This window comes from Desulfovibrio sp. SGI.133 (assembly GCF_050313955.1).
Lineage (GTDB): Bacteria > Desulfobacterota > Desulfovibrionia > Desulfovibrionales > Desulfovibrionaceae > Desulfovibrio.
In genome coordinates, this window is the sequence record NZ_JBNPMK010000001.1 from 38728 (window position 1) to 63624 (window position 24897).

Sequence of the window (24897 nt, forward strand, 5' to 3'; positions counted from 1 at the left end):
GCGCATCGGCAAGGCCCGGAGCGCATGGGAGAATAAAGATGACATACGCCAGTCTTGAACATTTTCGGGATGTGACCAGCCGTAACGTGTTGGCCCTGCAGGAAGCCAAAGAAAAAGGCCGCAAGGTAGTGGGGCAGTTCTGCATCTATTCCCCACTGGAGATCGCCCTTGCGGCAGGTGCCGTACCTGTCTCGTTGTGCGGTACGAAGCAGGACTCCATCCCTGTGGCGGAAGAGGTGCTGCCGCGCTGTCTGTGTCCCCTGATCAAGAGCAGCTTCGGCTTTGCCCTGCAGGACAGCTGCCCCTATCTGGCGGCTTCTGACATCGTGGTGGCGGATGCCACCTGTGACGGCAAGAAAAAGATGTATGAACTGCTGGCTGCCTACAAGCCCGTGATGGTCCTGCAGCTTCCGCAGATCCAGGATGAGCGCGCTCATGCCTACTGGCGGGAGCAGTACGCCTTGCTGGTGGCCCGCCTGGAACAGGACTTTGATGTCCGGATAACGGAAGAGAAGCTGCGGGCTGCCATGGATCTGACGTCCCGCCTGCGTCAGGCCCTGAAAAAGGTGCTTGATCTGGCCCGTCGGCGCCCATCGCCCCTGCGGGGGCTCGATTTGCTGGACATCTGCTTCCGGGCCTCGTTCATGCCGGACTATGAGCAGGCCATCCGCTTGCTGGAGGCCATCCACGCGGAATTGCAGGACGCCCCGGCGGCTGTGGCTCCGGATGCTCCCCGTATCCTGCTGACAGGCGTCCCCACGGGTATGGGGTCGCACAAGGTCGTGCAATTGCTGGAAGAATGCGGTGCCAGCGTGGTCTGTATCGACAACTGCACCTGTTACAAGAAAGTCCTACTGAACATGGAAGAAGAGGGGGATGCCCTGGACATCCTGGCCCGCCGCTATCTGGACATGCACTGCGCCGTCATGTCTCCCAATCCCCACCGCTACAGCATCCTGAGGGATCTGGCCCGGGATTTTGCCGTGGATGCCGTGGTCGATCTGACATGGCAGGGCTGCCAGCCGTATGATGTAGAGTCCTGGAGCGTCAAAAAATTCGTGCGCGAAGATCTGGGCTTGCCTTTCCTGCAGGTGGTGACGGATTATTCAGGTACGGATACGGAGCAGCTCAAGGTCCGGCTGGAAGCCTTCTTGGAGATGCTGGCCTGAGGAAGCTTTCTGCAGCTCGTCCGTCGTATGGCAATATGTCATAACTATTAAATTTTCATATTTTTTTAGGGGCAAACGAAAGATGCCATGGCAGCATGTGTCATGGCATCTTTCATTCTGAGGGGAAGGAAGGAATTTAGAATTCCGGTAGAGTCAGCTACCAGTTTTCAGGATCGGCATATTTTTCCTTGCCGAAGCTGCATGCACCGCACATGGATGTGCTGTTCACGAAATGGCCGTCTCTCGTATAGACATCGACCACAGGACCGTGCCCACAGGCGATGCATTTTTTCGTATAATTGGGGCGCAAGCGGCATTCGATGGGGGGCTGTTTTCTTTTGGTCATGATCTTTCTCCTTGAAATGAAAAGAAAGCCTTGCCTTTGCAAAAATCACACTAGGCAAAAACGGGAACGCGAGCATGTCCGTTGTGTGACGATTGGATGTCTCCCTAAAAAGTATGAAAGCAGAAGCGGGCATGGTGAGGCATGGGCGTGCGATCGTGGTGCCGTTGCCCCAGACATACTGGAAGCATGTTTTTTGCAATGAAGATTAGATGCGTGGAAGAAAGCAAGGGCCACCGGCAAGCAGACCGAAGGCTATCCTCTTGACTTATAGTGGCATGATCCTATCTGTACTCTGACACACGCTGTTTACGCACAGGGGAATATATGGAAAATCCCCCTGTGCCAGACAACAACATGAGAGGTACATATGTCCCTTTTCGACATCTTCAATAAAAAGAATATTGGTGAAACGCTTGGCTCTCTTATGGATACGGCCAAAGAACAGGCATCCGGTCTGACCAAGGCTGCCCCCGGCGGCGTTGGCGGTCTGGTGGGTGCCGGCGCCCTGGGGGCGCTGTTGGGCTCCTTCATGTCCAAAGGCGCGTTGCAGAATGCCGCTCTGGTCGGTGCGGGCGCAGTAGCCTGGAATTTTTACCAGAAATGGTCGCAGTCCCAGAAAGAGAGCCAGCCTGCGGAACCGGCTCCTGTCCAGCAGCCGGTGGCGGCTGTGGCCCCTGCCGAGCTGGATTCCACGGCCCGGCTCCTGCTGCGCGCCATGGTGTTCGCCGCGCGGGCGGATGGACATATCGACGCGACGGAACAGGATCGTATCAGCAAGGTCGTTGCTCAGATGGCTCCCGGTCAGGACACCAATGTCCTCTTGGGGCAGCTGCTGAATGCCCCCATCGATCCTGCGGCCCTGGCCGCGGAGATCCGGTCCGCAGAGCAGGGAGAAGACCTGTACCGTTTGTCGTGCATGATCGTGGATATCGACCACTTTATGGAACGCAGCTACCTTGATGCGCTTGCCGCGGCCCTGAAGATCTCCGAAGCCCGCAAGGGACAGCTGGAGGAAGAGGCCCGTCAGGCCAAGGCCCAGCTGGCCGCGCATGCCGGATAGCATCTTTTAGCCCGGGTTAACCAAAGGCCATCCTTGCGGGTGGCCTTTTTCGGTCATAGGGCCTTGGAGCATCCTAGTGATCTATTTTGCGGCAAATGGGGGTGTGGAAAAGGCCGATATCGTCAAGAAACAGAAAATGGCGCATATTTCCCCTGAGAGCGAAAAAGTGATTTTTATGAATCATAGATCAAAAAAAAATTTTTTAGCGTCTTAAATCGCAATTTCGCGCGATGTATTTTTTGCCGATAAATAAAAAAAGGGCACACCCAAGGTGTGCCCTTTTGCGTAAAAGGAGAGATCAGTTCAGGCGCTGGGATGTTGCCGGCATGACCTGCTGGACACGGGCCGCGATCTCCGTCTTGAGGCTGTGGAGGACACGGCTTTGCTGATGCAGGGTCTGGGCTAGCTTTTCCAGGCCGGGGATGGTACCCAGCTCCTGGAAGCTTTCGTTCCAGATGGCCGTGAAGGCTTCGCTGTGATAGCTGGCCGTATCGCGCAGCAGCTCATGGATGCGCTGATTGTATGCTTCCAGAACTTTCTGGATATCCTGCCAGTGGTTTTCCAGCAACCCCCGGTCCTGCTGGAGCTTTTCACTCCAGATGAAGTCCAGACGGAACTGGAACTCGCGCCAGGCATCGAGGCTGGCCAGGCGGCGATCCTCTTCATTGCTTTCCAGATGACGGATGAAATTGTCCGCTAGATCTTCCGAGTAGAACCAGGCGATGGTGGTGAAACCCATCAGAGTCGGTACGCACACGGACCAGCGCGTTCTGCCGTCGGCCGTGGAAGTCTTTCTGCAAAAGAATATCATGCTGCTATCTCCTGTATCTTCGAGGGAATCTTCTCTGGCGAACCTACAGCGCGTTGCCGCCGCTGGCAAGAGCTGCGGACAGGGGAGTAGTGGACTTTGCTCCGGCATCCCGGTACGCTTTGCAACAGGGTTCCGTTATCCGCGCTGTTCAGGCGTTGTCTTTTTCGGCATAGCCGCAGGAGGTCCCATGAGTCGGCTGGAGCATGATTTTCTGGGTGAATTGACCATAGATGATTCGGTTTACTATGGCGTGCAGACCTTGCGGGCCATGAACAATTTCCACATTTCCGGGACGCCGCTTTCCCAGTTCCCAGAAATGATCTGGGCCTTGGCCTGCGTCAAAAAAGCCTGTGCCCTGGCCAATATGGAACTGCAGGTACTGCCCCGGGATATCGGCATCGCCATTTGCGCCGCCTGTGACCGTATCCTGGCCGGGAACATGCTCGACCAGTTCCCTGTGGACTGCATCCAGGGCGGGGCGGGTACGTCCACGAACATGAATGCCAACGAGGTCATCGCCAATCTGGCGCTGGAGATCATGGGGCATCCCAAGGGGGCCTATACTTATTGCCATCCCAACAACCACGTCAATTGTTCGCAGTCGACCAACGATGTCTATCCTACGGCCTTGCGGCTGGCCCTTTTCCGGCTGCTGGACTACCTTGTGGAGCATATGATCCCTCTGCAAAAGGGGTTTGCGGCCAAGAGCGTGGAGTTCTCCCATATCGTCAAGATGGGACGCACGCAGCTCCAGGATGCTGTGCCCATGACCCTGGGGCAGGAATTCGGCAGCTATGCCACGACCATAGGGGAAGATATCCAGCGCATCCATGAAGCGCAGAAGTTATTGCTGGAAGTCAATCTGGGGGCCACGGCCATCGGGACAGGCATCAACTCTCCCCAGGGCTATGCGCAGCTTGTGGTCGCGCGTCTGGCCGAGATCAGTGACATCCCTGTCCGGCTCTCCACCAACCTGGTGGAAGCCACATGGGATACCGGCGCCTATGTGCAGACATCCGGCGTTCTGAAGAGGACAGCCGTAAAGATCTCAAAGATTTGCAATGACTTGCGTCTGCTGTCTTCCGGCCCGCGTACGGGCTTCCATGAGATAAATTTGCCGCGGATGCAGCCGGGATCCTCCATCATGCCGGGCAAGGTCAACCCCGTGATCCCCGAGGTTGTCAATCAGGTCGCTTTCGACATCATCGGCAAGGACGTGACCATCACCCTGGCCGCCGAGGCCGGGCAGCTGGAGCTGAACGTGATGGAACCCATCATCGCCTTTACGCTTTTTACGGGGATTCGCAGGCTGGCCCGGGCCTTCAGTACCCTGCAGGAACGCTGTGTTGCAGGGATCACGGCCAATGCTGACCGCTGTCGGCAGCTGGTGGAGAACAGCATCGGGATCGTTACGGCGCTGAATACTCGCCTTGGGTATGAAACGTCAGCGAGCATCGCCAAGGAAGCCCTGGAAAGCGGGCGTTCCGTCATGGATCTTGTTCTTGAAAAGCAGCTGCTTACCCGGGAAGAACTGGATGAACTGCTGCTTCCGGAAAATATGATCCATCCATTTTTAAAGTGATACTTTAACTAATTTTGACTTGCCGGGCCGGATCGTATCGACACCGGCAAGGCAGAAAAAACATCGGTGAGAAAGCACGAAAGCCCGGCGGATGCGCCGGGCTTTCTTTATTTTCGATGGCGGGGCAGAAGCGGTTTATCTTGGTCTGTTGCCGGCACGGGGCACCGGAGAAGACCATATCCAGGAGGGGGAGGCTCGCTCCAGCTGTTCTATGCGGTTACCGGTTGTTCTAGTCCTAGCCCTAGATGATGCCCAAACCGTGCAGCAGCACCAGGGTGATGAGCACAGGCGTCACCGTGCGGCACAGGGTACGTACCAGTCTGGCCGGCATACCGCCCCCTAGGGCTGCGAGCATATGCTCTTTTTTCCAGAAATAGCCCACGAACAGGCTCGTCACGATGCCGCTCAGCGGCATCAGGATGGTGGACGACAACGCATCGTACAAGTCGAAGAACGTCAGGCCGAACAGTTTCACATCCTGCAATGCAGGACCGGTGGAAAGGGTCGCCGGCAGGCCCAGCAGGACGAGCCCGGCCAGCAGGATGGGCACCGCCTTGGTCCGCGGCAGGGAAAAGCGTTCGGAGAGCCAGGCCACCGGGACTTCCAGCAAGGAAAGGATGGCTCCGGTAGAGGCGATGGCAGACAGGATGAAAAAGAGAGTCGCAAAAAAGGTCCCGCCCGGCATGGAGGCGAAGACGGCGGGTATGGTCAGGAAGAGCAGGGCAGGCCCTTCCGCAGGCTGGAAGCCGAAGCTGAACACAGCGGGGAAGATGGCGATGCCGGCCAGCAGAGAGACCAGCAGGTCGCAGATCATGACGCGGGTGGCCATGAGCGGAATATTGACGTCTTCCTTGAAGTAGCTGCCGTAGGTCAGCATGCAGCCCATGCCGAGGGACATTTTAAAAAAGGCCAGTCCCATGGCCATCATGATGACGGAAGCGTCCACCCTGTCCCATTGGGGCATGAACAGGAAGCGCAAGCCTTCCGAGGCTCCCGGAAGGGTCAGACTGCGGATGCAGACGCCTACCAGCAGCAGAAAGAGGACGGGCATCAGGATACGCGTCACTTTTTCGATACCGGCCGAGGCACCGCGCATGATGATGCCCCCCGTCAGCAGCAGGACGAGCCATTGCCAGAACAGGGACACAGGCCCATCATTCAGCAAAGAAGAAAAACTAGCCTGGGCCACGGCAGGGTCCGTGGACGAGACGGCGCCTGTGGCGGATTTGAAGATATAGGCAAAGACCCAGCCTGCCACGTCGGAATAGAAGCCCAAGATCAGCAGGCAGCTGATGATGGCTGAAAGGCCTATCAGCCACCAGCCGGTCCGGGGGGCCAGCTTCTGGAAGATGCTGATGACGTTGCTGCGTCCGGCCCGGCCGAGGCTGAGGTCCGATATCATCAGCGGCAGCCCGATGCAGAGCGATGCCAGCAGATAGACCACAAGGAACGATGCACCGCCGTTCTGGCCAACCAGTGAGGGAAACTTCCAGATATTACCGAGCCCGACGGCAGAGCCCAGCGTTGCCGCCAGGACGCCCAGCCGTGAAGAAAAATGATCTCGAGTGGCAGAAGCCATGCATCCTCCGTACGGGTTGAAACATATTCCAGGAGGGCGGTTGTAGCGTCTGGAGGTTTTTTGTGCAACCTCTTCACCTGTCGTACACGGGCCATAAAAAAACAGCTTGTCAAAGCAGGTAGTATTATCTATAGTAGTAATTCCCAATTGGGGGCGCATTGGTTTCGACGGGGATGTGGAAACCAAAGTTGCAGGTCGAGGCGCCGCTGGCCTCGTAAAAAGCGGCACAAAAGTAATTGCCAACAACGATTACGACTACGCTTACGCTGCCTAAAAACAGCGAGGCACCTGACCACATTTGATGGTCACGTCAGACGGGCCGACGCCTGATACGTCCGGCTGGCGACATCGCATCAGGCTGGTGGAGCTTGGCGCCTGCCGGGAGTTTCCACGAGATCTGTACCGGCGGGATTGCTGCTCTGTGCCCGGTCAGGGGCGAGCAGGGTGGTGAAATCTGTTCCTGACCTAAACCTGTAGACGCTTTGCGTGGAATGTTCTCGGACGGGGGTTCGACTCCCCCCGCCTCCACCATCAGCGCATGTCCCAGAGGCCCACGGTGTACCAAAAGACACCGTGGGCCTTTTCTTTTCGCGGGGTTACAGTCCCTTGCTGTCCCGGTTTGTCCCTGTTTGTGTCATAGCAGCACACTTTATCTGGGGGTACATTTTGGGGTATATTTATCAATCCCCAAACAGGTACCCCCAGATGTACCCCAAAGATATCCCCGGGAGGCAAGCATGGCGCAGCTCACAGAGATGAAGATCAAGGCGATCAAGCCGGGCGCGAAAATGGCCCGCTATTATGATAGCGGGGGCCTCTATTTGCAGGTCAGCCCGACAGGGGGGAAATATTGGCGCTTCAAGTACCGTGTCGAGAAAAAGGAAAAACTGGTGGCCTTGGGTACATGGCCTCAGGTGAGTCTGAAAGAAGCCAGAGAGAAGCGCGACCGGTGCCGGCAGGAGATAGCGGCCGGAAACGATCCCATGCTGCTCAAAAAAGCGAGAGCTGAAGCGGCGTGTCCTGGTCGCACCTTTCAGGAGGTGGCAGAGGTCTGGCGCAACAATATGGAGAACGTCTGGTCGGAGAGCCATGCCAAGACTATACGGGAGCGTCTGGCGCTGAACGTCTATCCTGTGCTGGGGAAGAAAGACATCGCGGGCATACGGCCAACGGAGATCCTGTCCATGCTGCGCAAGATAGAAGCCCGGGGTGCCTACGAGACCGCCCAGCGCGTCCTGGGCATCTGCGGGCAGATCTTCCGGTATGGCGTCGCTGTCGGCTTGCTGGAATCGGATCCCAGCCGTGATCTTCGCGGGGCGCTTGTGCCACACCAGGGAAAGCAGCTGGCCGCGATCACGGATCCTGCGGAAGTGGGGGCGTTGCTCCTGTGCATGGATCAGTACAAAGGCGGGGTGGTGGTACGGGCTGCGCTGCAATTCAGCGCGCTGACCTTCTGCCGGCCAGGTGAGATCCGGCACGCAGAGTGGGGAGAGGTGGATTTTGAGGCGCGGGAATGGCGCATCCCGGCAGAGAAGATGAAGATGCGGAAGGAGCACCGCGTGCCGCTTTCTCGGCAGGCCATGCTGGTGCTTGAGGATATCCGCCAGTTCACCGGGGACGGACGCTATGTCTTCCCTGGGGTGTCCCGTTCCAGGCCCCTGAGTGAGAATGGGGTGACGTCTGCGCTGCGGCGGATGGGGTACAGCGGCGATCAGATGACGGCCCATGGTTTCCGGGCCATGGCCTCCACGCTGCTAAATGAGCTTGGCTTTCGGGGCGATGTTATAGAGGCCCAGCTTGCCCACACGGGAGGGGACAAGATCCGGGCCATCTATAACCGCGCAGAGTACATGAAGGAGCGCCGTCGCCTGATGCAGGCCTGGGCGGACTATCTGGATGAGTTGAGGGCCAGGGCTCAGTCTGTTTCCGGGGTGGCGGAAAGGTTGGCATAGACGCCCCGCAAGTCTCCGAGCCTCCAGAAGGGGGTGCGGCCCCGATACCGCGGCGCCGGGATGATGCCGCGCTTGATGTAGCGGTAAAAGGTGTTCCTGGAGATGTTGAGGTACTGCATGGCCTGCTGGGCTCGCAGTATCCGGCCGCTGTCCGCACAGATTTCCGGGGGAAGACTTGGGGTCTGCAGGATGCTTTCAGAGGGCATAGGGGTCTCCTTTTGTCTCGTGTTTTCGTTGCCGCCGGGCAATAAAAAAGGCCGCCCAAAGGACGGCCTTCTTCATGTTCTCGGTGTGTGATTGATCTTACCTTCCCAGCGCCACGGCCACGTTGAGGCTCAGGCGCAAGTGCAGGCTGGCGTCATCCAGCGCTTGGCTGAAGCGTTGTTCGGCTTCCGTGCGGCTCTGGAACAGGCTGTCCAGCAGGCACTGCGGGCTGAACATGGTATCAGCATTGCGGCCCAGGTCGGACACGGCGTAGCTGAACAGGTCGCCGCGGCGGGCGTCCAGTTCCCGCAGCATGGCCATGAACTCTTGCCGGAGGCCGGCTTCGCGCCGTGTCCAGTCCTGCCACAGCTCCAACAGCGCGGTCTCCTGCGGGCCGGGGACGTGGCTCCGGTCGCGGTGCGGCGGGTAGAAGCAGCCGTTGCGATACAGGGGCAGGGCGTCTCCGTCTTGCGGGCGCGGCGGTAGTTTTTGTTGTCCATGATCTTCTACCTGTGGCTGCTCATCAGGCCGTGGCCGCCACGCCACGACGACGCCCCGGGCGGGGCGTTTCGCTGGGGTTATTCGTCGGGAGCCGTATCGCTGTCTCCCCTGAGCCATGCGAGGGTATCCATAACCCCCTGCTCGTAGGTCATTCCGGGATAGTTGCTCTCTTCGTCAGAGCCTTCCACGGCCACGGCCCAGTTTTCCACACGGGCGATTTCATCGTCAGTCCTTACGACGTCCATCAATTCATCTCCTTTGCTGCTCATCCATTTGCAGCAAGCCAGTTTGTTGCTCAAAAAACGGGCTTTGAGTTGACACAACGCTCGACGTTTATTTGCCAAACAGGCCGCTGCCCCGCACGACGCGAAGGCAACGGCCTGTTTTCGTTGGTGATGCTCACTTGCTGGTGAGTTGCCGCAGCTCTTCCCGCGTCAGCACGCGTACGTCTTCGCAGCGCACCAGGCGCGGGCCGTCTATCCATATCCACCAGCGGGCATCCGCGCCCAAGTGGGGCGGTGTCTTTGTCCATGCTTGCCCGCAGCCTCCGCCATCGTCATCATCCCAGTGGGCGAAGACGCGGACGGGCTTGTCCAGCCCTTGCGGACGTGGCCCGGGAGGCGGGGCACCAGTGAGCCAGTCGCGTACCAGGGCGGCCACGGCATCCGCTGATAGAGCCGTGTATTTGCCGTCCGGGCAGTGCCAGCAGCCATTGATCTTGGCACGGTACAGCCCGGCATCCTCATTTTGCCCCGTAAATTGGGCAAAGTCGTATAGAAAAATAGCCTCCGTTTTGCCCTGTTTTTTGAGCAAAATGGAGGCGGACTTGTCGTTGGGATCAGACATGGCAACGCCTCGCGGCCCGTCGGGCGGCATCGGTACGCCTGTGTTTTTCCTTCTGGCAGCCAGGGCAGAACCTGTACCTGGGCGATGGGGCCATGAACGATCTTCCGCACCGGCGGCAGGTGATGACATTGAAGGTGGGCAGCATATGTCCTCCTCATGGCCGGGTACGAGGCCCCCGGCGGGGCGCTTGGGGGAGGATGGATGGCTGGGAATCACGCATCAGCAGCCGGGGCGGCCTCCCAATGGGGGCAGCCTGTGCGGTGCTTGCAGTCGTAGCAGTCGTCTTCCGTGATCTGGGCTCCGTTGTGAGGGCAGGTGAACGTCTGGTACGGCGGGACGAAGCTCTGCACCTGGGCCGGTTCCGGCGCTGTGTCGGCGCCACTGGCCTGCGTGGAGTCAGGGGCAGGGGATTCCTTGGGCTGCAGTGCTTCCGGCTGTTCCTGCGGTACGGCAGATGCCCTCGCGACGGCTTCCTTGATGATGCGCTTGCAGTCGGTCTTGCTCCAGGCTTCGGGCTGTCTGCTACCAGCCAGGAAGCAGGCGGCCTCCAGTGTGAGGCCCGCGTCCTCCCAGGTCGCAAGAGCCTCATGGCGCAAGTCCTCAAGCTCCTGCTGCGCCTTTCTTCGGGCCTCTGCCTTGTCCTGTGCGCTGGTATCGGATGTGGCATCTTCCTGCCCCCTGTCGGCAGGAGAGGCGCTTTCCCTGATCGTTTCGACGGACGTAGAAGGCGTGGCCTCCTCTACAGGCTTTGCCCAGCTGCCGTCCTCCTGCGGAATCAGCTCGATGGTGTCCCGCAGCTCATCTTCCGTCTTGAGGCCCATGGCGATCTCCGGCGCATGGGCACGGACGAACCAGGACACGGCCCGGTAGCGGAGCATAAGATCTGGCATGGACTGCCATTTGCTGCTGTTCTTGAACCAGCCTTCATGTTTGGCCAGCCCGATGGTGATGAGCGGGCCTTCCACAATCTCACCGGTGGTCAGTTCCTTGGCCACGGCCCGGCAGCCCCAGTCGTCATTTCCCTGTGTCCCCTGGAACTTGTAGCGGATGGTCGAGAAGCGCCCGGAATTGTTGAGCGTGGCCAGCAGGAACTGGGCTGTCCAGGCGGGGCGTCCATGCACAACATAAATGTTTTGCATGACAGCCAAGGGGTTGGCCTTCATACGCATGGCCATGTCCAGGGCCACGACGCAGCAGCCGATGGCTTCTTCAATGCTGGAGCAGCCCCTCCGCTTGCCCTTTTCGTCGGTATAGGGGGCGCGGAACGTATCGGGCACGAAGGGGACCGTGACGAACATGCGGGCCATGCGCTGGAGGTTTTCAAAGCCGGAGATGGTCTCCAGGCTGATGGGCATATCGCCGGTGGTCATAACGGGTTTGCGTTGCAGGGTATTGAGGGTGGTTGCTAGGCTCATGTCATCTCCTCCACCGGCATCCATGGAACACCGGGCAATATTTTTCGGTACAGGTCTGGGATTTGGGATTGCCGTAAAAGTCGCCGCTGCGGATCATGCGGGCGGCCATCTGGAGCAGGCCGGGCTGTTCTTCCGTGCCCACCAGCAGCTCGCGGGCGCCGGTGATGACGCCCACGGCGGCGCGGCGGCCCTTGTCCGTCTTGGCCACCTGCAGGCCGATGATCTCGGCAGGGGCGGTGATGGGCTGGCCGATGGCGGCGCCGGCCAGCAGTTCGTACACACCGATCTGGGCGGCGTGCCCCGCCGTGCGGACCGTGCCGTCCGCCGCGACCGCCGTCTTGCCGGTCTTGATGTCGGCAATGCCCAGGTCGCCCAGAGCATTGGTGGTGATGCGGTCCGTGGTGCCGGTAAGGGCCAGGCCCAGGTCGGTGATCTCCAGCCGCTCGCATGTGGCCTCCACGGCGACGTAGTTCCTGGCCGGGGCGATGTTGCGGCAGTACAGCCCGTGCAGGGCCAGGGCGATGCGCTCCGCTTCCCGGGGGCTGTCTTCGCCCCAGTCCACGTCTTCCCTGGGATGATGGATAGCGTCCACCACCTCGCCGGCGGCATCATCGGGTGTGATGGGGCTGCCCAGGATGCGTTGGACGTCGAAGACAGCTGCTCCGGCGTGGACCGCCGTCCCCAGCTGGGCGGCAGCGCTGCGCGGCAGGCGCCGTCCGCAAAGGTGCTTTGCCTCCCAGCGGGCCGGGCAGTCGAACAACTCAGGCAGGCTGGATGCCCGGATGGCTGTCATCTCCATTGTCGTCCTCCACCTTATCTTCTTCCACGAGCGCGTGTAGGCGCTCTTCCTCATCTTGGATCTCTTCCCAGCAGCGTTCGCCGCGAGGCTTGCGGCAGCGCTCTATCCACGGCTCGAACCAAGGGCAGCTATTATAGCACATGGACGCCGCCCCTACTTGCTGACGATGGTGGCCGGGCGCATGGCCGGTTCGGCGGGGTGATCGTTGATGCCGCCAAACACACAGACGACCACGAGCATGATGATGGCGGCTGCCCATCCGACGACGTTTTTCCTTGGGTCGAGTTCTTCCCTGACTTCTTGCCAGAACGGGCGATCATCTTGGCGCATGGGGATACTCCTTGAAAAAATGACGCCCGGCGGGAAGGTAGGCCACCGGGCGTTTGCCGCTGTGGGGTGACATGGCTGACGACGTAAAAACAGCCTGGTGCAGCACAGACACGTCGCGGCCCCACTCCCGGCGACGACAGGGTAGGGGAACTGTCGCTGCCGGTCAGGGGGAACTATCCTGGAATCCCGGATAGTTCGTTTATGCGAAGCGGTTCAGGGACAGGATATTGATGGCCCGGCAAACCTCAGCCTCGCGGCGGTCGAGGTTGAGCAGGGCGGTGTGGTTTCCGGCCCAGCAGCGGGAAATGTTCTGCGCTTGGTGGATGGCGCTGAGTTCTTCGTTCAGGGCTTCGATACGTTCGTTGATGGCTTCGCTGGTGGTCATAGATGCATCCCTTTCTTGAAGTAGAACTTGAGATTTTCCGGTTCCATTCCCGTCCCCGGTCACCCGGGGGCGGTGTGAAGTCAGAAAGCGTCTTGGTTTCACGGGCTGCTCGCAACTGGCGTCCACCCGTGCGGCGCTCTCGTCGCCACCGCCCGCCGCCTTTCGGCCTGCCGTGTCGCACACGGCCATTCTTGCGGGGGCCCCTTCTCCCGGGCCAACCTCGTTTCCCCTTCCCTGCCGTCGCGTGCTTTCCCGCTCCCAAAGGCTTGCGGCTTGCCGAGCTCGGTACTTGTGGGGAACGTCCACCGGGGGAGGCTTGTGGTACTCTGGGCCGTGGCCCGTGTTCCCGGCCTTCCCCGGTGTGCGTGAGGTTATTTTGTTATGTTAAAATAACATTGTCAAGGTTTGTTTTTTTAAAATAACTATAGGGATAAAAAAATCCCGCCCGGAAGGGCGGGATGGGGAAATCAAGAAAATTGAAATTTATGGTTCGTGTGGCGCTATAGTTGGCTGCTGCTCAAGGAGGCTATAGGCATCAAACAATCCAAGACCAAAACAGACAAACGATATCAGTACCAGGATGATCGAGATTATCCTGCCAATGGTAGAGTAACGGACAGTCCAGTGGGGAGGATCTGCCTCTAGTTGGAGACGTACCATCGTAGAAAGTTCCCTCCGGTCACCTCTGGTTTGGGCAATTGTATCTGGGGGGACCGGCGCAATTTTCATAACGCCTCCCATGAGTGCAGGGCGCCATGTTTCAAAGAGCAACCATTGTGTAAGGTAGGTCATCCCTGTAGCCAGGACAGCCAAAAAAGCACCTCCACCAAACCATAACGCAGCGGAATACCACCATACCTGTTTGGAATAGATGATGGCGACAGCAGCAGTGCCATTCAAAATAGTAGCACCTCGCAGGGACATCTTTGAAAATTCAATCATCCCCTTATTGCTATCCAAGGCAGCTTGGACGCGTCCTTCATGCAGCTGAAGAGTGTAATCTTTTTTTAATTCATCGAAATCCATAACATCACATTTTTAGCTATAACGCCCTTTCAACACAAAATCAAAGCAGGGAAAGCTGTTCCTGAAGCACTTCCCCCCGGAGACATGTCAATACAGCCCCCAAACTTGCCCTATTTGTCTTGATAGATTTTTTAAGAGACCGTCCGCCTTTTTGAAGAAGAACCCGGTTACCTACTGCATAGTCGTTCTCTCCATAGTCAACAACGAATAAGGGGCACTGGGCTTTTAAGGATGCCAATCCTGCAGCAAGAGTCCCCCCTTTCTCGCCAGCTTCTATAACGATCATGGCACGTGAAAGAGCAACGATGACGTGATTCCTCCCCATAGCCCTATACACGGTCCAGCGCATTTCCGGGTCAAAGGGGCTGATGACCAAAATTCGATTCCAATCCCAGAACTCAGCTATTTCTTTTTTGATTCTGAAATGGTCAATCCCTTCAGGAAGCACGATAACTGTGCTTCCGCCAGCTGCCAACGCGGCGGTATGCGCAGTCATATCGACGCCAGCGGCATAGCCTGAAATGACAGGATAGCCAGATTGGGCAATCTGCACGGCACAATCTTCAGCTACAGAAACACCTGCAGGAGAAACTTTGCGAGATCCACAAAATCCGGCACCCGGGATATCCAGTAATTTTAGATTCCCCATGCAGTATATTTTCTGAGATTTTCCATTTTTCAGGAAAATTTCCCGCACTGAAATTGGCGGCAATGGGGATGTCGTTTTCCGTAGAGTTGGCATCACTCACTTCCTGGTGTTCTCTGTATATTATCTTTGTCATTGAGTGATTTTACTATATACAGTCCACAAATTTTTCCGCAGTTCGCTTCCTGCAATTTCATTCCTACGAAATTTACTGAAATTCCAGACTGATATAGGTCGTCAATCAAAATCACGTCCTTGCCTTCTAAATCTTTTGTACAGGAAAGGCCAGCTGCCTCCCATGCGGCCCATTTATCATCCCGAGATAATGTTTTTCCCTGCGCTTTTTCACCTGTATATTGAAAAGTTGATGTAATATCCTCAATTATTAATTTTTTTGAAATTTCTGTCGCGAGCAGTGCAGGCAAATCGAGTCCTTTTTTCCCAGGCCTGGGAGGGACGGCGGATATATATTTACAGTCTTTATAAAAAGGGAGGGATTGAATCGTCCGGACAAATTCATTGGCTGTCCATGTTAATGTTTTTTTATATGCTTCACCGCTTATTCTGGCATATTTCAGATAATAAAAAGCCGTTGCTGGCCTTTGTTTTGTCTTATCTTCATATAAATCAAGAGCAATTGATGAAAATAAATTGTCTTTGAGAAAAACGCGTAAGTTTTGCTGTTGCTCCCAAGCTTCAACTTTTCTAATAGCTGTCTTGTCAGGCAGGTAATGCCAAAAATTCTTATGACGTGTTGAATATATTAGTTTATTTTGGGTCATAGTTTCATAGATGGGGACTATTGTCTCTCCAAAAGAAACAGAAAATGTCGGCCTTTCCTTATTTTTCTGGATGCCTGAAAATTTATTGAATATTTTTCTATGAGACGTTTCTTCAGTATCTCTGATGCTGAAGAAACTATCCTTCGATATGTTGTGTTGTTCATAATATCTATGAGGATCAATAATATCTTCTTCGTCACCGAGGTAGATCATATTTACTCCATATTAGAGAAATTACAGCGCCTGCCAGACCCAGACCACACGGCCCAAGATGATGTCGGCATATTCCGTGATGGACAGACGGCGGTCTGGGTACTTTTCCTTGTCGGGATTATCGGAGCGGATGATGTATTCCCCGCTGGCGGCATCCACGATGACGCGCTTGATGGAGAGCCCTTCATACGGCAGGCGGACGGCGTAGACTTCCCCGGAAACGAAGTCGAAGTTCCGGCGGATGACGCCCACGACGCCCCCGCTTTTGATGGTCCAGGCCATGCTGTCCCCTTTGACCAGCAGGGCGGAATCGCACTGCATGGCATATTCCAGGGGGACGCGGATGGTGGCCAGGGGGTCGTTTTCTTCCAGATCGAAGGCCGGACCCGCGCCTGCCAGAGCATAGACATGGATGGTCACGCTGCCGTCAGCGTCGGCCTTTTCCACAGGAGCATTGGGCGCTGGGCGGCGGATGGTGGCCGATTTAGGCAAGTAGTCCTGGATGTCCAGCCCCAGCACGTCAATATACCGCAACATGTCAGGGAATGAGGCGTTTCGGGACGTCGAGGACTCCTTGAGCCAGTTCGTGACGGCAGACCGTCCGGTATGCCCAAGGAGCCGTGAAATCTCTGCCCGCTTCATTCCTGAGGCTTCAAGCTCTTTCACTTTGCCGAGGATGGCATCCCAAGCCCTTTGTGCCGATTCTTCATAGATGTTGGTATCCATGTTTTACCCATAGCTAGGCTGTTCGTTTTATGCAAAAAACGAGATAGTTTTTTGATTGCCTTTTATGTTATTAACAAATAACATTTTGGTTATGAAAAACGCACTGGAAACATTCAGGACAACTCGTGGCCTGACTTACCGCGAGCTGACCGAGGCGTGTGGGGGCCGAAGCCTGAACGCTGTCTACCGTCACTGCAAGGGTGACAAGATCGCTGCGGAGTCGGCTGTCGTCTATTCCCGTAACCTGGGCATCCCCCTGTCCGAGCTCCGTCCCGACCTCTGGCCGCCTGACCCCACCACGGGCCCGTCGCCATCCGCCAAGGCGGCCCTGTGAGCGCTTTGCTGTGGCCGGGAGGGAACACATGCCCCGCAGCGAATCCTTTTCCCTGCGGCTGCCACAGCCGCTTTACGACCGCCTGTTCGACGTGATCGCCGCCACCGGTAACGAGGTGACGCGCTCCGGTGTCATCGTGAAGGCGCTGGAGACGTATCTGGCCATCCTCGAATGCAACCCCGGTATGCTGGAAGGATACGACAGCGGGCGGGACAGGTCTGCAACACAAAAGGACGAGACGTAATACATGACGGATACCTGTACGACACGAGCCATCCGCTGTTTTTCCGGTCATGCCGTGCGGCGGTGCCTGGAGAGGGGCATCTCGGCGCTGCATGTGGAACAGGCCCTGGAGCAGGGCGTGCTGGTGGCGGAAGGGGAGGGCACGGGCACTTGGGCCCGGGGCCGCCTGCGAGTGGTGGTGAGCCGTGACGGCATGGTCATCACGGCATGGCGCACGCCGCGCCGCAACCCCAAGCGGCGCATCCAGAAATCACAGAGCCGGAAGCGGCGGGAGAAGCGTCGTTTCCATGTACGGGAGGCACGATGAAGAAGGAACTGCCCATGAGGGCCCAGAGGGCCATCACGGTGACCATGCCGTACCAGCGCGCCTATGCGGCGCCGCTGCCCCGGCACAGATGGCAGATCATCCTGCCGGGTACGGGAGAGGTGCTGGAACTGGACGAGGTCAGCTTTGCCGAGACCTGGGTGCTGGAATCCGAATGCCCGCCGGCGGTGCGCAAGCTGTTCGACGGCTTCGAGAGCTACGCCAGATGGCGCTGGGGGAAGTGAGGATGAACTCCGATTTTCGCGTATCCGTCGATTTTTTCGCCCACCACAAGACCAAGAAGCTCAGGAGGCGTCTGGGCTACGAGGGCGTCGTGGCGCTGCTCCAGCTTTGGGCCTATGCGGCGCGGGTGCGTCCTGACGGCGATTTGTCCGGCATGGAAGACGAGGACATCGAGCTGGCCGTGGATTGGTGCGGCGAGGAAGGCACGCTCGTGCCCACGCTGAAGGGCGTCGGCTTTCTGGACGAGGACGAAGGCGGACTGCGCCTGCATGACTGGCAGGAGAACAACGCCTGGGCCGCGGCCGGTGAGTCGCGCTCCGATGCCTCCCGCCTGTCGCGCATGGCCAAGGTCTTCCCTGACGAATACCAGGCGCTGGTCGGCGCCGGTATTAGGGGCGTCAGCAAGCGGGACTACGAAGCCTTGCGGACATCCAACGACCGTTGGGCCGTCATCGACGGGATGATCAGGGGGTGCCGACGGGCCGGTGGCGACGCTCAGGGCGCGGACAACGACCAGACAACGGTCGTCAACGAGGCTCGAACGGTCGTCGAACGACCGTTAACGACCGTTGAACGACCGTTCGACGATGATTTGAGCCCTGCCCCTGCCCCTGCTCCTTCTCCAGCCCCTATGGCTTATAATAATACACACCCCTTACCCCTAGCGAGCGAGGGGGAGGTGGGTGTGCGGACGGGGACACGCCCACCGGACAGCCCGGCCCCGTCATCCGGCTCACGGAAGGACGGGACGAACCCGCGAGCGGTACGGACGAACCCCAGGGCCAGAGGGACGAACCCACGGGCCGGTGGGGATGCCTCCTGCGCCGATGGGGAGACCGGCAGCAAGGCCATGCCTGACTGCGGGCAGGACACAACGGCATCCGCGGGACCCGTGCCTGAGGGCCGGGGACGCAGCCCATGCCCTGACGGCCCTGCGAAGACCGACGCCCCCAGCAAAGGGCACCCGGAATGGCAGGCGTTCCTCTCCTGCTGGGAGCTCTGGCCCGTGAAGCAGGGGCAGGAAGAGGCCTGGCGCGAATGGATGCGCCTGCACGGCAACGGGACGCTGGCGCCCAGCTATGCCATCCGGGAGGCCATCGCCCGCCTGCTGGCCGAAGACAGCCGCTGGGCCCGGGGCATGGTGCCCAGGATGGCCCGATGGCTGCACGGCAAGGGCTGGCATGACGAGCCCTTCGTGCAGCCGGGGCAGGGCAGCGGGGGCGGCATCGTGGGCGTGGGGCGGGAGCCGCGGGCCCCGACGGAGTTCCAGCAGCGGCAGCAGGACAGCCGCAAGCTGGCACGCGCCCTGCTCGAAGCACGGGAAGCAGAACGGACACAGACGGGAGGACACCATGGACATGCGGATCGACAGGCTCTGGCTGATCATGCGCCTTGCAGAATGTGAGGCGGTTTACCGGACAGGGCGCTCACAGGAAGAGCTGGCCCTGCTGGCCGACATTTGGGCCCAGGACCTGGAAGGGCAGGACAGGGAGGCCGTGGGCCGGGCCTTCGTGCTGCACCGGCAGGAATCCGGCCGTTTCCCCTGCCCGGCGGACATCCTGCGCCTGCTGCCCCGTTGCCGTCATGCCGAGAGACGGCAGGATGCGGCGGCCCTGCCGGTGGAGACAGTGGCCGTGGGGCCCCGCTCGCACCGCGACATGGCCCGCCTGTTGTTGCAGGCCCTGCGCGGGGACAGCGAGGCCCGGAACGAGATGCAGCGCCTGCGGGTGCAGTAGGGGCAGGGATGGACAGGACAGAAGGCTTTCAACGACGCCAAGCGGGCGGAAGATAAGGACAGGTGAGTATGGCTGATATGCAGCAGACAGTCCCGCAGGTCTCAGGACAGTGGGCAGGGGTGGCCTATGTGCCGTGCATCCTGCGTACCATGGCGGAGATCTGCGAAGCCATGGGCGTGGGACAGAAGACCGTGAAAAAGTGGGTGGCTCAGGGCGCGCCCATCGCCGTAGAAGGCGACGGGCGACGGAAACGCTACAGCGCGGAGATGGCCGCACTCCAGGGGTGGCGGGGGAAGGGATAGCTCATCGGCCTGAGATGCGTAATATCATAGATCTGATGTATCGATTTTTATAGCCGCTGAGCTTTCGTACAGCGAAGGAGCTGATCTCGTTTTCTGAGATGGCCAACCGCGTTCGCTCGGGGATATCTTTGTATATCTTTTTATCGATAGATGCTATTTCATAGATATTTTTTTTATGGATGATATCAAAATGATCCGCCAGCCTGTCGATGTCATCCCGAAGCCCTGAGATCAAGAAATAAAACTGGGCATTGCTTAGGCTGGAAACAAGCAGGCGAAGGCGGAGGATGTCGTTATATATCCTTGGGATCGTCTGCGATATCGTTCCCTTCCGTATCCACTTCACCTCGAGGGCAAAACAAATGTTACTATTTTGCCCATTGCGGAGGATGACGAAATCTATCTGCGGGTTCCTCCCTGCATCATAGGATGACAGGACGGGATGGTCATATTCAGACTTCAGGATCCCTACCGTATTGGCCTGCAGATATTCCCCTATGGGCTTGGCAAGATAATATTCAGAGAAAAGTTCCTGCCGGTTGCAGGCAGATTCAAACGTCAGCCATGAGGTCACGGCCCGCGGAAGGTCGCTTGCCAGGTCGATCAGTGCAGCATGCCAGTTCGTATCGGACATAGTGGACTCCTTCCCAGATATTTTTGAGATCAACCAGGCTATCTTCGGTCTTCGCTTTCGTAAAGCCCGGTGCTGCGTTTTCGGCAAGAAGCAGGAGCAGGGGGCACACCGGCAGACGGGACCTCGCGGGCCTGTGGCCGTGGTCCATGCCGTGGACGAGGCCCTGGATGCCGTGGGCCTGCGCCCTGCGGCCATGATGCGGACAGTGGGGCCGCCGTCTTCGGCGGGCCGGGGCAGACGCGAGGGCCGGCAGGGAAAGGGACAGGTGCATCCCCCAGGGCCGGGGCGCTGCGCCGGAGACAGGACGGAGAGCGGGGCGGCAGGGCCGCGCCCGGAGCTGGAAAAAAAGAGCCCTCCACGAAGGGAGGGCTAAAAAGTGCGTGAGCCTGTGGGGTGACTTTCTAAAGTTAGATGGTAGCTTTAAGGCCGTCGATAAGCGGCAGGTACACAGGGAAAATGACAGAATTTACGTAATGAGCGCTGACAGAAAATCGAAAATTTTCAGAAAAATGAGGGATGATGCATGTAGGAACGTACCACAGTTCCTGCGGGTCTACGTAGCTGCACTGTCGCAAGGCTGGTACAAAATTCCTGTTGATCCAGAAATTACGCCTGTGCATACTGACGGAATGACTTGTCGTCGGCACAAAGACGGCATAGGACTTGTACGTGCAGATGAACAGTGCAGGGCGTCTTTTGGTCCTTGCTGTTTTCAGTGGGCAGAGTGCCTTCAGCCCATGGCTCCTGCTGGAAGCATAGAAAGCAGCAAATGAGGCCACAATCATGGGTGGCGGAGTCATCATGGTGATATCCTTTGCACCCCACTCCAACTCACGCTATACAATTATCATCTTCCCTAAATGACATCTTTGCAAAAATTTGTCAACCCCTCTAGTGCTATTGGGGAGAGCTTCCCCAGATCGTCCCCTGTCTTCCCTCCCGTCAACCCCATGCTACGCTTCCGGCAAAACCCCGGAGGCGTTTTTTATGTCCGACAACTTCCACCGCGCCCATGCCTTCACCGCCCATTGGGAGGGCGGCTTTTCCGACCATCCCGCCGACACCGGTGGCCTGACGGCCTACGGGGCCTCGATCAAGTTCGTGCAGGGCATCGCCGCGACCCAGCAGGGCCGCGACTGGTTGCAGCGCATCGGCTTCCGTCTGCCCGTCAACAAGGCCTCCATGCGTTCCGTGACGCCGGATATGGCCGAGGCCATGTTTAAGCGCGAGTTCTGGGACCGGCTGCGTCTGGACGACATGCCGTTCCGGCCCGCCTGCGCCCTGTACGACGCCGCCGTCAACAGTGGCTGTGCCCAGTCCGTCAAGCTGGCCCAGCGCGGCTACAACGCCTGTGTGGGCCCCTACGGCGTGAAAATCGAGGTGGACGGCATCCTGGGGCCCCGGACGCGGGCCTCGCTGGCCTGTGACACGGACGCCCTGATCCGGGCCGTCATCTAGGCGCGCTGCGCTTTCTACGAGGGGCTGGCCCGCGACAAGCCTTCGCAGGCCGTTTTCCTGGAGGGCTGGCTCAACCGGGCCGATGCCCTGGAAAAGTTCCTGCTGGCGCAGAGGAGGGCGTGATGGGCTGGCTTTCCGCATTGCTGGGCCTGGGCGGCAAGGCCCTGGAGAAGATTCTGCCCGACCGTGCCCGGCTCCAGCAACAGCAGATGGAGATCAACACCGAGACGGAGCGCACCAGCGGCGGACGCATGACGCCGCGCAAACTGCTCATGTACCTGCTGGCCGTGGCTGCGGGCTGGGAGTTGCTGCTGCGGCCCGTCATCGCCACCTACTGGCCCGACGTGCTGCTGCCGCCCAGCATGGGCAAGGAACTGTGGCTGGCCGTATCGGCCATGTTCGGCATGGGCTTTTAGGAGGGGGCATGGACAACGGGCATTTCATCACCGTCCTGCTGGGCGTGATCTTCGGCCTGTGGGTACTGCTGCTGGGGGTGGGCGGCTACTGCCTCAAGCGCATCAGCGACAAGCTGGACGACCTGGTGGTGCATCGTGAGGGCTGCATCATGGCCTTTGCCGACCGTGACGGGAACTCCCGCGACCACCGGGAGTTCTTTCGCCGTACCGATGACCATGAGCGCCGTCTGACCCGCCTGGAAGCGGAACGGGAAAGGAAGGGGTAGGGGATGGCTGTCCGTTACGACTGGGAGACCATCCGGGCCGAATTCGAGGCCGGGGCGACCATGGGGGCGCTTTCCCGCAGGCATGGCGTCAACAAAGCCGCCATCAGCCGGCGGGCCCGGAAGGAAGGATGGACGGCCGACCTGACCGACGTGGTGAACCGCAGGGCCGAGGCAAAGGTCAACGGGACGGTCAACGCCGTTGACCCTCAAAAAAAGGCCGCGGCGGTAGAGGCTGCCGCAGCGAGGAAAGCCGCCGTCATCAGCGAACAGCGGGAGGCGTGGGGCGGGTTCAAGAACGAAGTGCGCGCGGCTCTGGACGCCAACGACTTCGACCGCCTCAAGTGTCTGAAGATCGCATCGGAAGCATTGCGTAATGCCCAGGAATGCGAGCGCAAGGCCTGGGGCATCCAGGACAAGGCAGAGACCGAGGTCTCCGGCGGCCTCAGCATCACATGGGAGAAATAGCCATGCGTGTCACCATCCCCTACAAGCCCCGTGACCTTTCCGTACATGAGAGACTGGAGGCTGCGCGGTTTTCGGTCGTGGCGGCCCACCGCCGTTACGGCAAGACAGTGCTGGCCGTCAACCACACCATCAAGGGGGCCCTGACCTGCAATAAGCCCCGCGGCTCTTTCGCCTATGTGGCGCCCTTCCGCAACCAGGCCAAGGCTGTGGCCTGGGACTATCTGAAATACTACACGTCGCCCATCCCCGGCCGTACGGTCAACGAATCCGAATTGTCCATCATGCTGCCCAATGGGGCCCGCATCCGCATCTATGGTGCCGATAACCCGGACTCCTTGCGCGGCCTGTATTTCGACGGGGTGGTGCTGGACGAAGTGGCCGATATGAAGCCCGAAGTGTGGGGCGAGATCATCCAGCCGGCTTTGGCAGACCGTGAAGGATGGGCGCTGTTTATCGGCACCCCGCACGGCATCAACCTTTTCAGTGAACTGTACTACCGCGCCCTGGAGCGGCAGCAAAAGGGCGACCCGCTGTGGTGTGCCATGTCATTCCCGGTCACGGGCACCACCAGCCTGCCGCCTGCTGAAGTGGAACGCCTGCGAGCCGAACTTTCGGAGAACGCCTGGCGTCAGGAGATGCTCTGCGACTTCACGGCCAGCTCCGACGACATCCTCATCCCGTTGCCCGACGTGCTGGAGGCCGAGGCCCGGCAGCTGGCGTGGGACGATGTGGGCGGCATGCCCGTCATCCTGGGCGTGGACGTGGCCCGCTTCGGGGCCGACAGCAGCGTCATCGTCAGACGGCAGGGGCTCAAGGCCGACGGGCCGGTGGTCATGCGCGGGCTGGACAACATGCAGCTGGCCGACAGGGTGGCCGCCGCCATCATGGAGAACCGCCCCCACGCCGTGTTCATCGACGCCGGGCAGGGGCAGGGCGTCATCGACCGCCTGCGCCAGCTGGGCCACGATGTCATTGAGGTGCCTTTCGGCGGCAAGCCGTTGCAGGAAGGTCGCTTTGCCAACCGGCGTTCCGAGATGTGGTACGGCCTGCGCCAGTGGCTCAAGTCCGGCGGCAAGCTGCCGGATGAAGGGGACGACGTGCCCCGCCTGCGGGCGGAGCTCTCGGCCCCCCTGTACTGGTACGATGCCGCGGGCCGCATGGTGCTGGAGCCCAAGGACAAGATCAAGGAGCGCCTGGGGGCTTCGCCGGACATCGCCGACGCCCTGGCCCTGACCTTTGCCGCGCCCGTGGCCCTGCCGGAGCCTGGGCAGGAGATGTTCCTGCCGGAACAGGCCCGTGATGCCCACGGCTTTTTGTTCAGCTGGGATGGAGGAGAGGATGATGCTCGCCCCTGGTAGTCAGCATGCCTACCGCTTCATCCAGGCGGATACGCCGGAGTTGCGGCGTCTGCCCTGGGCCAGGATGCAGGACGAGGGGCTGGCCCATGCCGTGCTCTGGGACCGGGTCGACCCCACGGTGCTGGACTGGCTGGACACGGTCTCGCCGCGTACCACCCTGACGGGCCTCGCCTTCGATGATGTCCGGGAAGGGCGGCTGGCAGGGGCCCTGTGGGTGGTGCCCGCCGGCCTGAGCGGTACGGTGCATTTCGTCATCTTTCGGGACTGGCAGCATGACAGTCTCCGTCTGGGGCGCGAGGCCGTGGCCTGGATATTCCGCACCTGGCCCCTGCGTTCCCTGCTGGCCGCCTATCCCGCTTCGTACCGGCACCTGCACCGCTTCATGGCGGGACTTGGGTTCACGCTTTGGCCGCAGCGCCTGCGCGGCGGCTGTCACATGCCCGGTCCGGGCGCCCCGGCACGTTGCCGGGACATGGCCTTTGCCAGCCTGGACCGCAACGATCTTTGAGGAGGGGATATGGGAGGCGTCGTTTCGTCGATCTTTGGCGGCGGGCAGTCTTCGGGGCCGTCGGTCATCACCTATGAGGCGGAAGAGGCACCGCGCGAGGCCGAACAGGAAGCGGAAAGCCAGTCTATCCGTGACGAGGAGCAGCGCAAGCTCCGCCGCCGGCAGCAGATGGGCGGCACGGTACTGACTTCGCCCCTGGGTACTTCGGGCGGTGTCGCCAGCACCGGCTCCAGCCTGCTGGGGCGCATGGGGTAGACC

35 protein-coding genes and 2 other RNA genes are annotated in these 24897 nt (G+C 59.4%); 19 read left to right on the forward strand and 18 right to left on the reverse strand.

What is annotated here, in order from left to right:
• The first annotated feature begins 38 nt into the window (after positions 1–38).
• Positions 39–1169 carry a double-cubane-cluster-containing anaerobic reductase gene (locus tag ACQRBR_RS00150; RefSeq protein WP_427811959.1) on the forward strand — a complete coding sequence of 377 codons (1131 nt, stop codon included), beginning with the start codon at positions 39–41 and terminating at the stop codon, positions 1167–1169.
• A gap of 157 nt (positions 1170–1326) precedes the next feature.
• Here ACQRBR_RS00150 and ACQRBR_RS00155 read toward each other — a convergent pair whose 3' ends face one another.
• The gene (locus ACQRBR_RS00155; RefSeq protein ID WP_168936508.1) at positions 1327–1515 is read right to left on the reverse strand and encodes a hypothetical protein; all 189 of its coding nucleotides are present in this window, start codon (positions 1513–1515) and stop codon (positions 1327–1329) included.
• A gap of 367 nt (positions 1516–1882) precedes the next feature.
• Here ACQRBR_RS00155 and ACQRBR_RS00160 point away from each other — a divergent pair, with 367 nt between their 5' ends.
• Entirely contained in the window at positions 1883–2575 is a 693-nt protein-coding gene (locus ACQRBR_RS00160; RefSeq protein WP_427811960.1) for a tellurite resistance TerB family protein, read from the forward strand.
• Between the two features lie 298 nt (positions 2576–2873).
• Here the strand turns inward: ACQRBR_RS00160 and ACQRBR_RS00165 are convergent, their stop codons facing one another.
• Positions 2874–3386 carry a hypothetical protein gene (locus tag ACQRBR_RS00165; RefSeq protein ID WP_427811961.1) on the reverse strand — a complete coding sequence of 171 codons (513 nt, stop codon included), beginning with the start codon at positions 3384–3386 and terminating at the stop codon, positions 2874–2876.
• Positions 3387–3573: 187 nt separating this feature from the next.
• Here ACQRBR_RS00165 and aspA point away from each other — a divergent pair, with 187 nt between their 5' ends.
• Complete coding sequence (gene aspA / locus ACQRBR_RS00170) at positions 3574–4968, forward strand: aspartate ammonia-lyase (RefSeq protein WP_302261534.1); 1395 nt, start codon at positions 3574–3576, stop codon at positions 4966–4968.
• Positions 4969–5209: 241 nt separating this feature from the next.
• On the opposite strand, the gene ACQRBR_RS00175 is transcribed toward aspA, so the two are convergent.
• Positions 5210–6547 (reverse strand): sodium-dependent transporter, encoded by a 1338-nt coding sequence (locus ACQRBR_RS00175; protein WP_427811962.1) that lies wholly within the window; start codon positions 6545–6547, stop codon positions 5210–5212.
• A 149-nt stretch (positions 6548–6696) separates the two neighbouring features.
• Here ACQRBR_RS00175 and ssrA point away from each other — a divergent pair.
• Together ssrA and ACQRBR_RS00185 are read left to right on the forward strand one after the other, a co-directional pair.
• Positions 6697–7078: a transfer-messenger RNA gene (gene ssrA / locus ACQRBR_RS00180) on the forward strand.
• 206 nt (positions 7079–7284) lie between these two features.
• Positions 7285–8499 carry a tyrosine-type recombinase/integrase gene (locus tag ACQRBR_RS00185; RefSeq protein ID WP_427811963.1) on the forward strand — a complete coding sequence of 405 codons (1215 nt, stop codon included), beginning with the start codon at positions 7285–7287 and terminating at the stop codon, positions 8497–8499.
• Here ACQRBR_RS00185 and ACQRBR_RS00190 read toward each other — a convergent pair.
• The 14 genes from ACQRBR_RS00190 to ACQRBR_RS00255 form a co-directional block, all read right to left on the reverse strand.
• Positions 8463–8705: a helix-turn-helix transcriptional regulator gene (locus ACQRBR_RS00190; protein ID WP_006005948.1), complete on the reverse strand. Its 243-nt coding sequence runs from the start codon at positions 8703–8705 to the stop codon at positions 8463–8465. The genes ACQRBR_RS00185 and ACQRBR_RS00190 overlap by 37 nt on opposite strands.
• Before the next feature lie 97 nt (positions 8706–8802).
• Positions 8803–9078, reverse strand: a complete 276-nt coding sequence (locus ACQRBR_RS00195) for a hypothetical protein (protein WP_427811964.1) — start codon at positions 9076–9078, stop codon at positions 8803–8805.
• Positions 9079–9213: 135 nt separating this feature from the next.
• An RNA gene (locus ACQRBR_RS00200) (hammerhead ribozyme type II) lies at positions 9214–9278 on the reverse strand.
• A 3-nt stretch (positions 9279–9281) separates the two neighbouring features.
• Positions 9282–9449: a hypothetical protein gene (locus tag ACQRBR_RS00205; RefSeq protein ID WP_303868430.1), complete on the reverse strand. Its 168-nt coding sequence runs from the start codon at positions 9447–9449 to the stop codon at positions 9282–9284.
• A gap of 154 nt (positions 9450–9603) precedes the next feature.
• A complete protein-coding gene (locus ACQRBR_RS00210; protein WP_289616249.1) occupies positions 9604–10050 on the reverse strand; it encodes a hypothetical protein in 447 nt (148 codons plus the stop codon).
• Between the two features lie 212 nt (positions 10051–10262).
• Positions 10263–11465, reverse strand: coding sequence for a hypothetical protein (locus ACQRBR_RS00215; RefSeq protein ID WP_427811965.1), 1203 nt, complete (start codon positions 11463–11465; stop codon positions 10263–10265).
• A gap of 1 nt (position 11466) precedes the next feature.
• A complete protein-coding gene (locus tag ACQRBR_RS00220; protein WP_308599482.1) occupies positions 11467–12264 on the reverse strand; it encodes a RecB family exonuclease in 798 nt (265 codons plus the stop codon).
• A complete protein-coding gene (locus tag ACQRBR_RS00225) occupies positions 12227–12406 on the reverse strand; it encodes a hypothetical protein (RefSeq protein ID WP_337441448.1) in 180 nt (59 codons plus the stop codon). The genes ACQRBR_RS00220 and ACQRBR_RS00225 overlap by 38 nt, the downstream gene beginning before the upstream one ends.
• A gap of 11 nt (positions 12407–12417) precedes the next feature.
• Positions 12418–12594, reverse strand: a complete 177-nt coding sequence (locus ACQRBR_RS00230) for a hypothetical protein (RefSeq protein WP_278882746.1) — start codon at positions 12592–12594, stop codon at positions 12418–12420.
• A 199-nt stretch (positions 12595–12793) separates the two neighbouring features.
• Positions 12794–12979 (reverse strand): hypothetical protein, encoded by a 186-nt coding sequence (locus ACQRBR_RS00235; RefSeq protein ID WP_303995909.1) that lies wholly within the window; start codon positions 12977–12979, stop codon positions 12794–12796.
• A 483-nt stretch (positions 12980–13462) separates the two neighbouring features.
• Positions 13463–14005, reverse strand: a complete 543-nt coding sequence (locus ACQRBR_RS00240; protein ID WP_427811966.1) for a hypothetical protein — start codon at positions 14003–14005, stop codon at positions 13463–13465.
• 40 nt (positions 14006–14045) lie between these two features.
• The gene (locus ACQRBR_RS00245) at positions 14046–14747 is read right to left on the reverse strand and encodes a DNA-processing protein DprA (RefSeq protein ID WP_427811967.1); all 702 of its coding nucleotides are present in this window, start codon (positions 14745–14747) and stop codon (positions 14046–14048) included.
• Complete coding sequence (locus ACQRBR_RS00250; protein ID WP_427811968.1) at positions 14747–15646, reverse strand: hypothetical protein; 900 nt, start codon at positions 15644–15646, stop codon at positions 14747–14749. The genes ACQRBR_RS00245 and ACQRBR_RS00250 overlap by 1 nt, the downstream gene beginning before the upstream one ends.
• A 21-nt stretch (positions 15647–15667) precedes the next feature.
• Entirely contained in the window at positions 15668–16183 is a 516-nt protein-coding gene (locus ACQRBR_RS00255) for a S24 family peptidase (RefSeq protein ID WP_427811969.1), read from the reverse strand.
• Between the two features lie 280 nt (positions 16184–16463).
• Here ACQRBR_RS00255 and ACQRBR_RS00260 point away from each other — a divergent pair, with 280 nt between their 5' ends.
• From ACQRBR_RS00260 to ACQRBR_RS00290, 7 genes are all read left to right on the forward strand, one after another.
• The gene (locus ACQRBR_RS00260; protein ID WP_427811970.1) at positions 16464–16706 is read left to right on the forward strand and encodes a helix-turn-helix domain-containing protein; all 243 of its coding nucleotides are present in this window, start codon (positions 16464–16466) and stop codon (positions 16704–16706) included.
• A gap of 28 nt (positions 16707–16734) precedes the next feature.
• Positions 16735–16950, forward strand: a complete 216-nt coding sequence (locus ACQRBR_RS00265) for a hypothetical protein (protein ID WP_006005914.1) — start codon at positions 16735–16737, stop codon at positions 16948–16950.
• A 3-nt stretch (positions 16951–16953) separates the two neighbouring features.
• A complete protein-coding gene (locus tag ACQRBR_RS00270; RefSeq protein ID WP_300644938.1) occupies positions 16954–17256 on the forward strand; it encodes a DUF4258 domain-containing protein in 303 nt (100 codons plus the stop codon).
• Positions 17253–17498 (forward strand): hypothetical protein, encoded by a 246-nt coding sequence (locus tag ACQRBR_RS00275; RefSeq protein WP_289616257.1) that lies wholly within the window; start codon positions 17253–17255, stop codon positions 17496–17498. Before ACQRBR_RS00270 ends, ACQRBR_RS00275 begins: the two co-directional genes overlap by 4 nt.
• A gap of 2 nt (positions 17499–17500) precedes the next feature.
• Positions 17501–18901, forward strand: coding sequence for a hypothetical protein (locus ACQRBR_RS00280; RefSeq protein ID WP_427811971.1), 1401 nt, complete (start codon positions 17501–17503; stop codon positions 18899–18901).
• Entirely contained in the window at positions 18849–19232 is a 384-nt protein-coding gene (locus tag ACQRBR_RS00285; RefSeq protein ID WP_006005906.1) for a hypothetical protein, read from the forward strand. The genes ACQRBR_RS00280 and ACQRBR_RS00285 overlap by 53 nt, the downstream gene beginning before the upstream one ends.
• Positions 19233–19300: 68 nt before the next feature.
• Positions 19301–19534 carry a MerR family transcriptional regulator gene (locus ACQRBR_RS00290; protein ID WP_427811972.1) on the forward strand — a complete coding sequence of 78 codons (234 nt, stop codon included), beginning with the start codon at positions 19301–19303 and terminating at the stop codon, positions 19532–19534.
• 1 nt (position 19535) lies between these two features.
• Here ACQRBR_RS00290 and ACQRBR_RS00295 read toward each other — a convergent pair whose 3' ends face one another.
• Positions 19536–20168 (reverse strand): hypothetical protein, encoded by a 633-nt coding sequence (locus ACQRBR_RS00295; RefSeq protein WP_427811973.1) that lies wholly within the window; start codon positions 20166–20168, stop codon positions 19536–19538.
• Positions 20169–21155: 987 nt separating this feature from the next.
• Between ACQRBR_RS00295 and ACQRBR_RS00300 the strand changes: the two genes are divergently transcribed.
• From ACQRBR_RS00300 to ACQRBR_RS00330, 7 genes are all read left to right on the forward strand, one after another.
• The gene (locus tag ACQRBR_RS00300; RefSeq protein ID WP_427811974.1) at positions 21156–21626 is read left to right on the forward strand and encodes a glycosyl hydrolase 108 family protein; all 471 of its coding nucleotides are present in this window, start codon (positions 21156–21158) and stop codon (positions 21624–21626) included.
• Between the two features lie 122 nt (positions 21627–21748).
• A complete protein-coding gene (locus ACQRBR_RS00305) occupies positions 21749–22042 on the forward strand; it encodes a hypothetical protein (protein ID WP_427811975.1) in 294 nt (97 codons plus the stop codon).
• A gap of 8 nt (positions 22043–22050) precedes the next feature.
• Entirely contained in the window at positions 22051–22308 is a 258-nt protein-coding gene (locus ACQRBR_RS00310; RefSeq protein ID WP_278882758.1) for a hypothetical protein, read from the forward strand.
• A gap of 3 nt (positions 22309–22311) precedes the next feature.
• Positions 22312–22773 carry a hypothetical protein gene (locus ACQRBR_RS00315; protein WP_278338112.1) on the forward strand — a complete coding sequence of 154 codons (462 nt, stop codon included), beginning with the start codon at positions 22312–22314 and terminating at the stop codon, positions 22771–22773.
• A gap of 2 nt (positions 22774–22775) precedes the next feature.
• Positions 22776–24131 (forward strand): terminase large subunit domain-containing protein, encoded by a 1356-nt coding sequence (locus tag ACQRBR_RS00320; protein WP_300644919.1) that lies wholly within the window; start codon positions 22776–22778, stop codon positions 24129–24131.
• A complete protein-coding gene (locus ACQRBR_RS00325) occupies positions 24112–24639 on the forward strand; it encodes a hypothetical protein (RefSeq protein ID WP_427811976.1) in 528 nt (175 codons plus the stop codon). Before ACQRBR_RS00320 ends, ACQRBR_RS00325 begins: the two co-directional genes overlap by 20 nt.
• A gap of 9 nt (positions 24640–24648) precedes the next feature.
• Entirely contained in the window at positions 24649–24894 is a 246-nt protein-coding gene (locus ACQRBR_RS00330) for a hypothetical protein (RefSeq protein ID WP_278338114.1), read from the forward strand.
• Positions 24895–24897 lie beyond the last annotated feature (3 nt).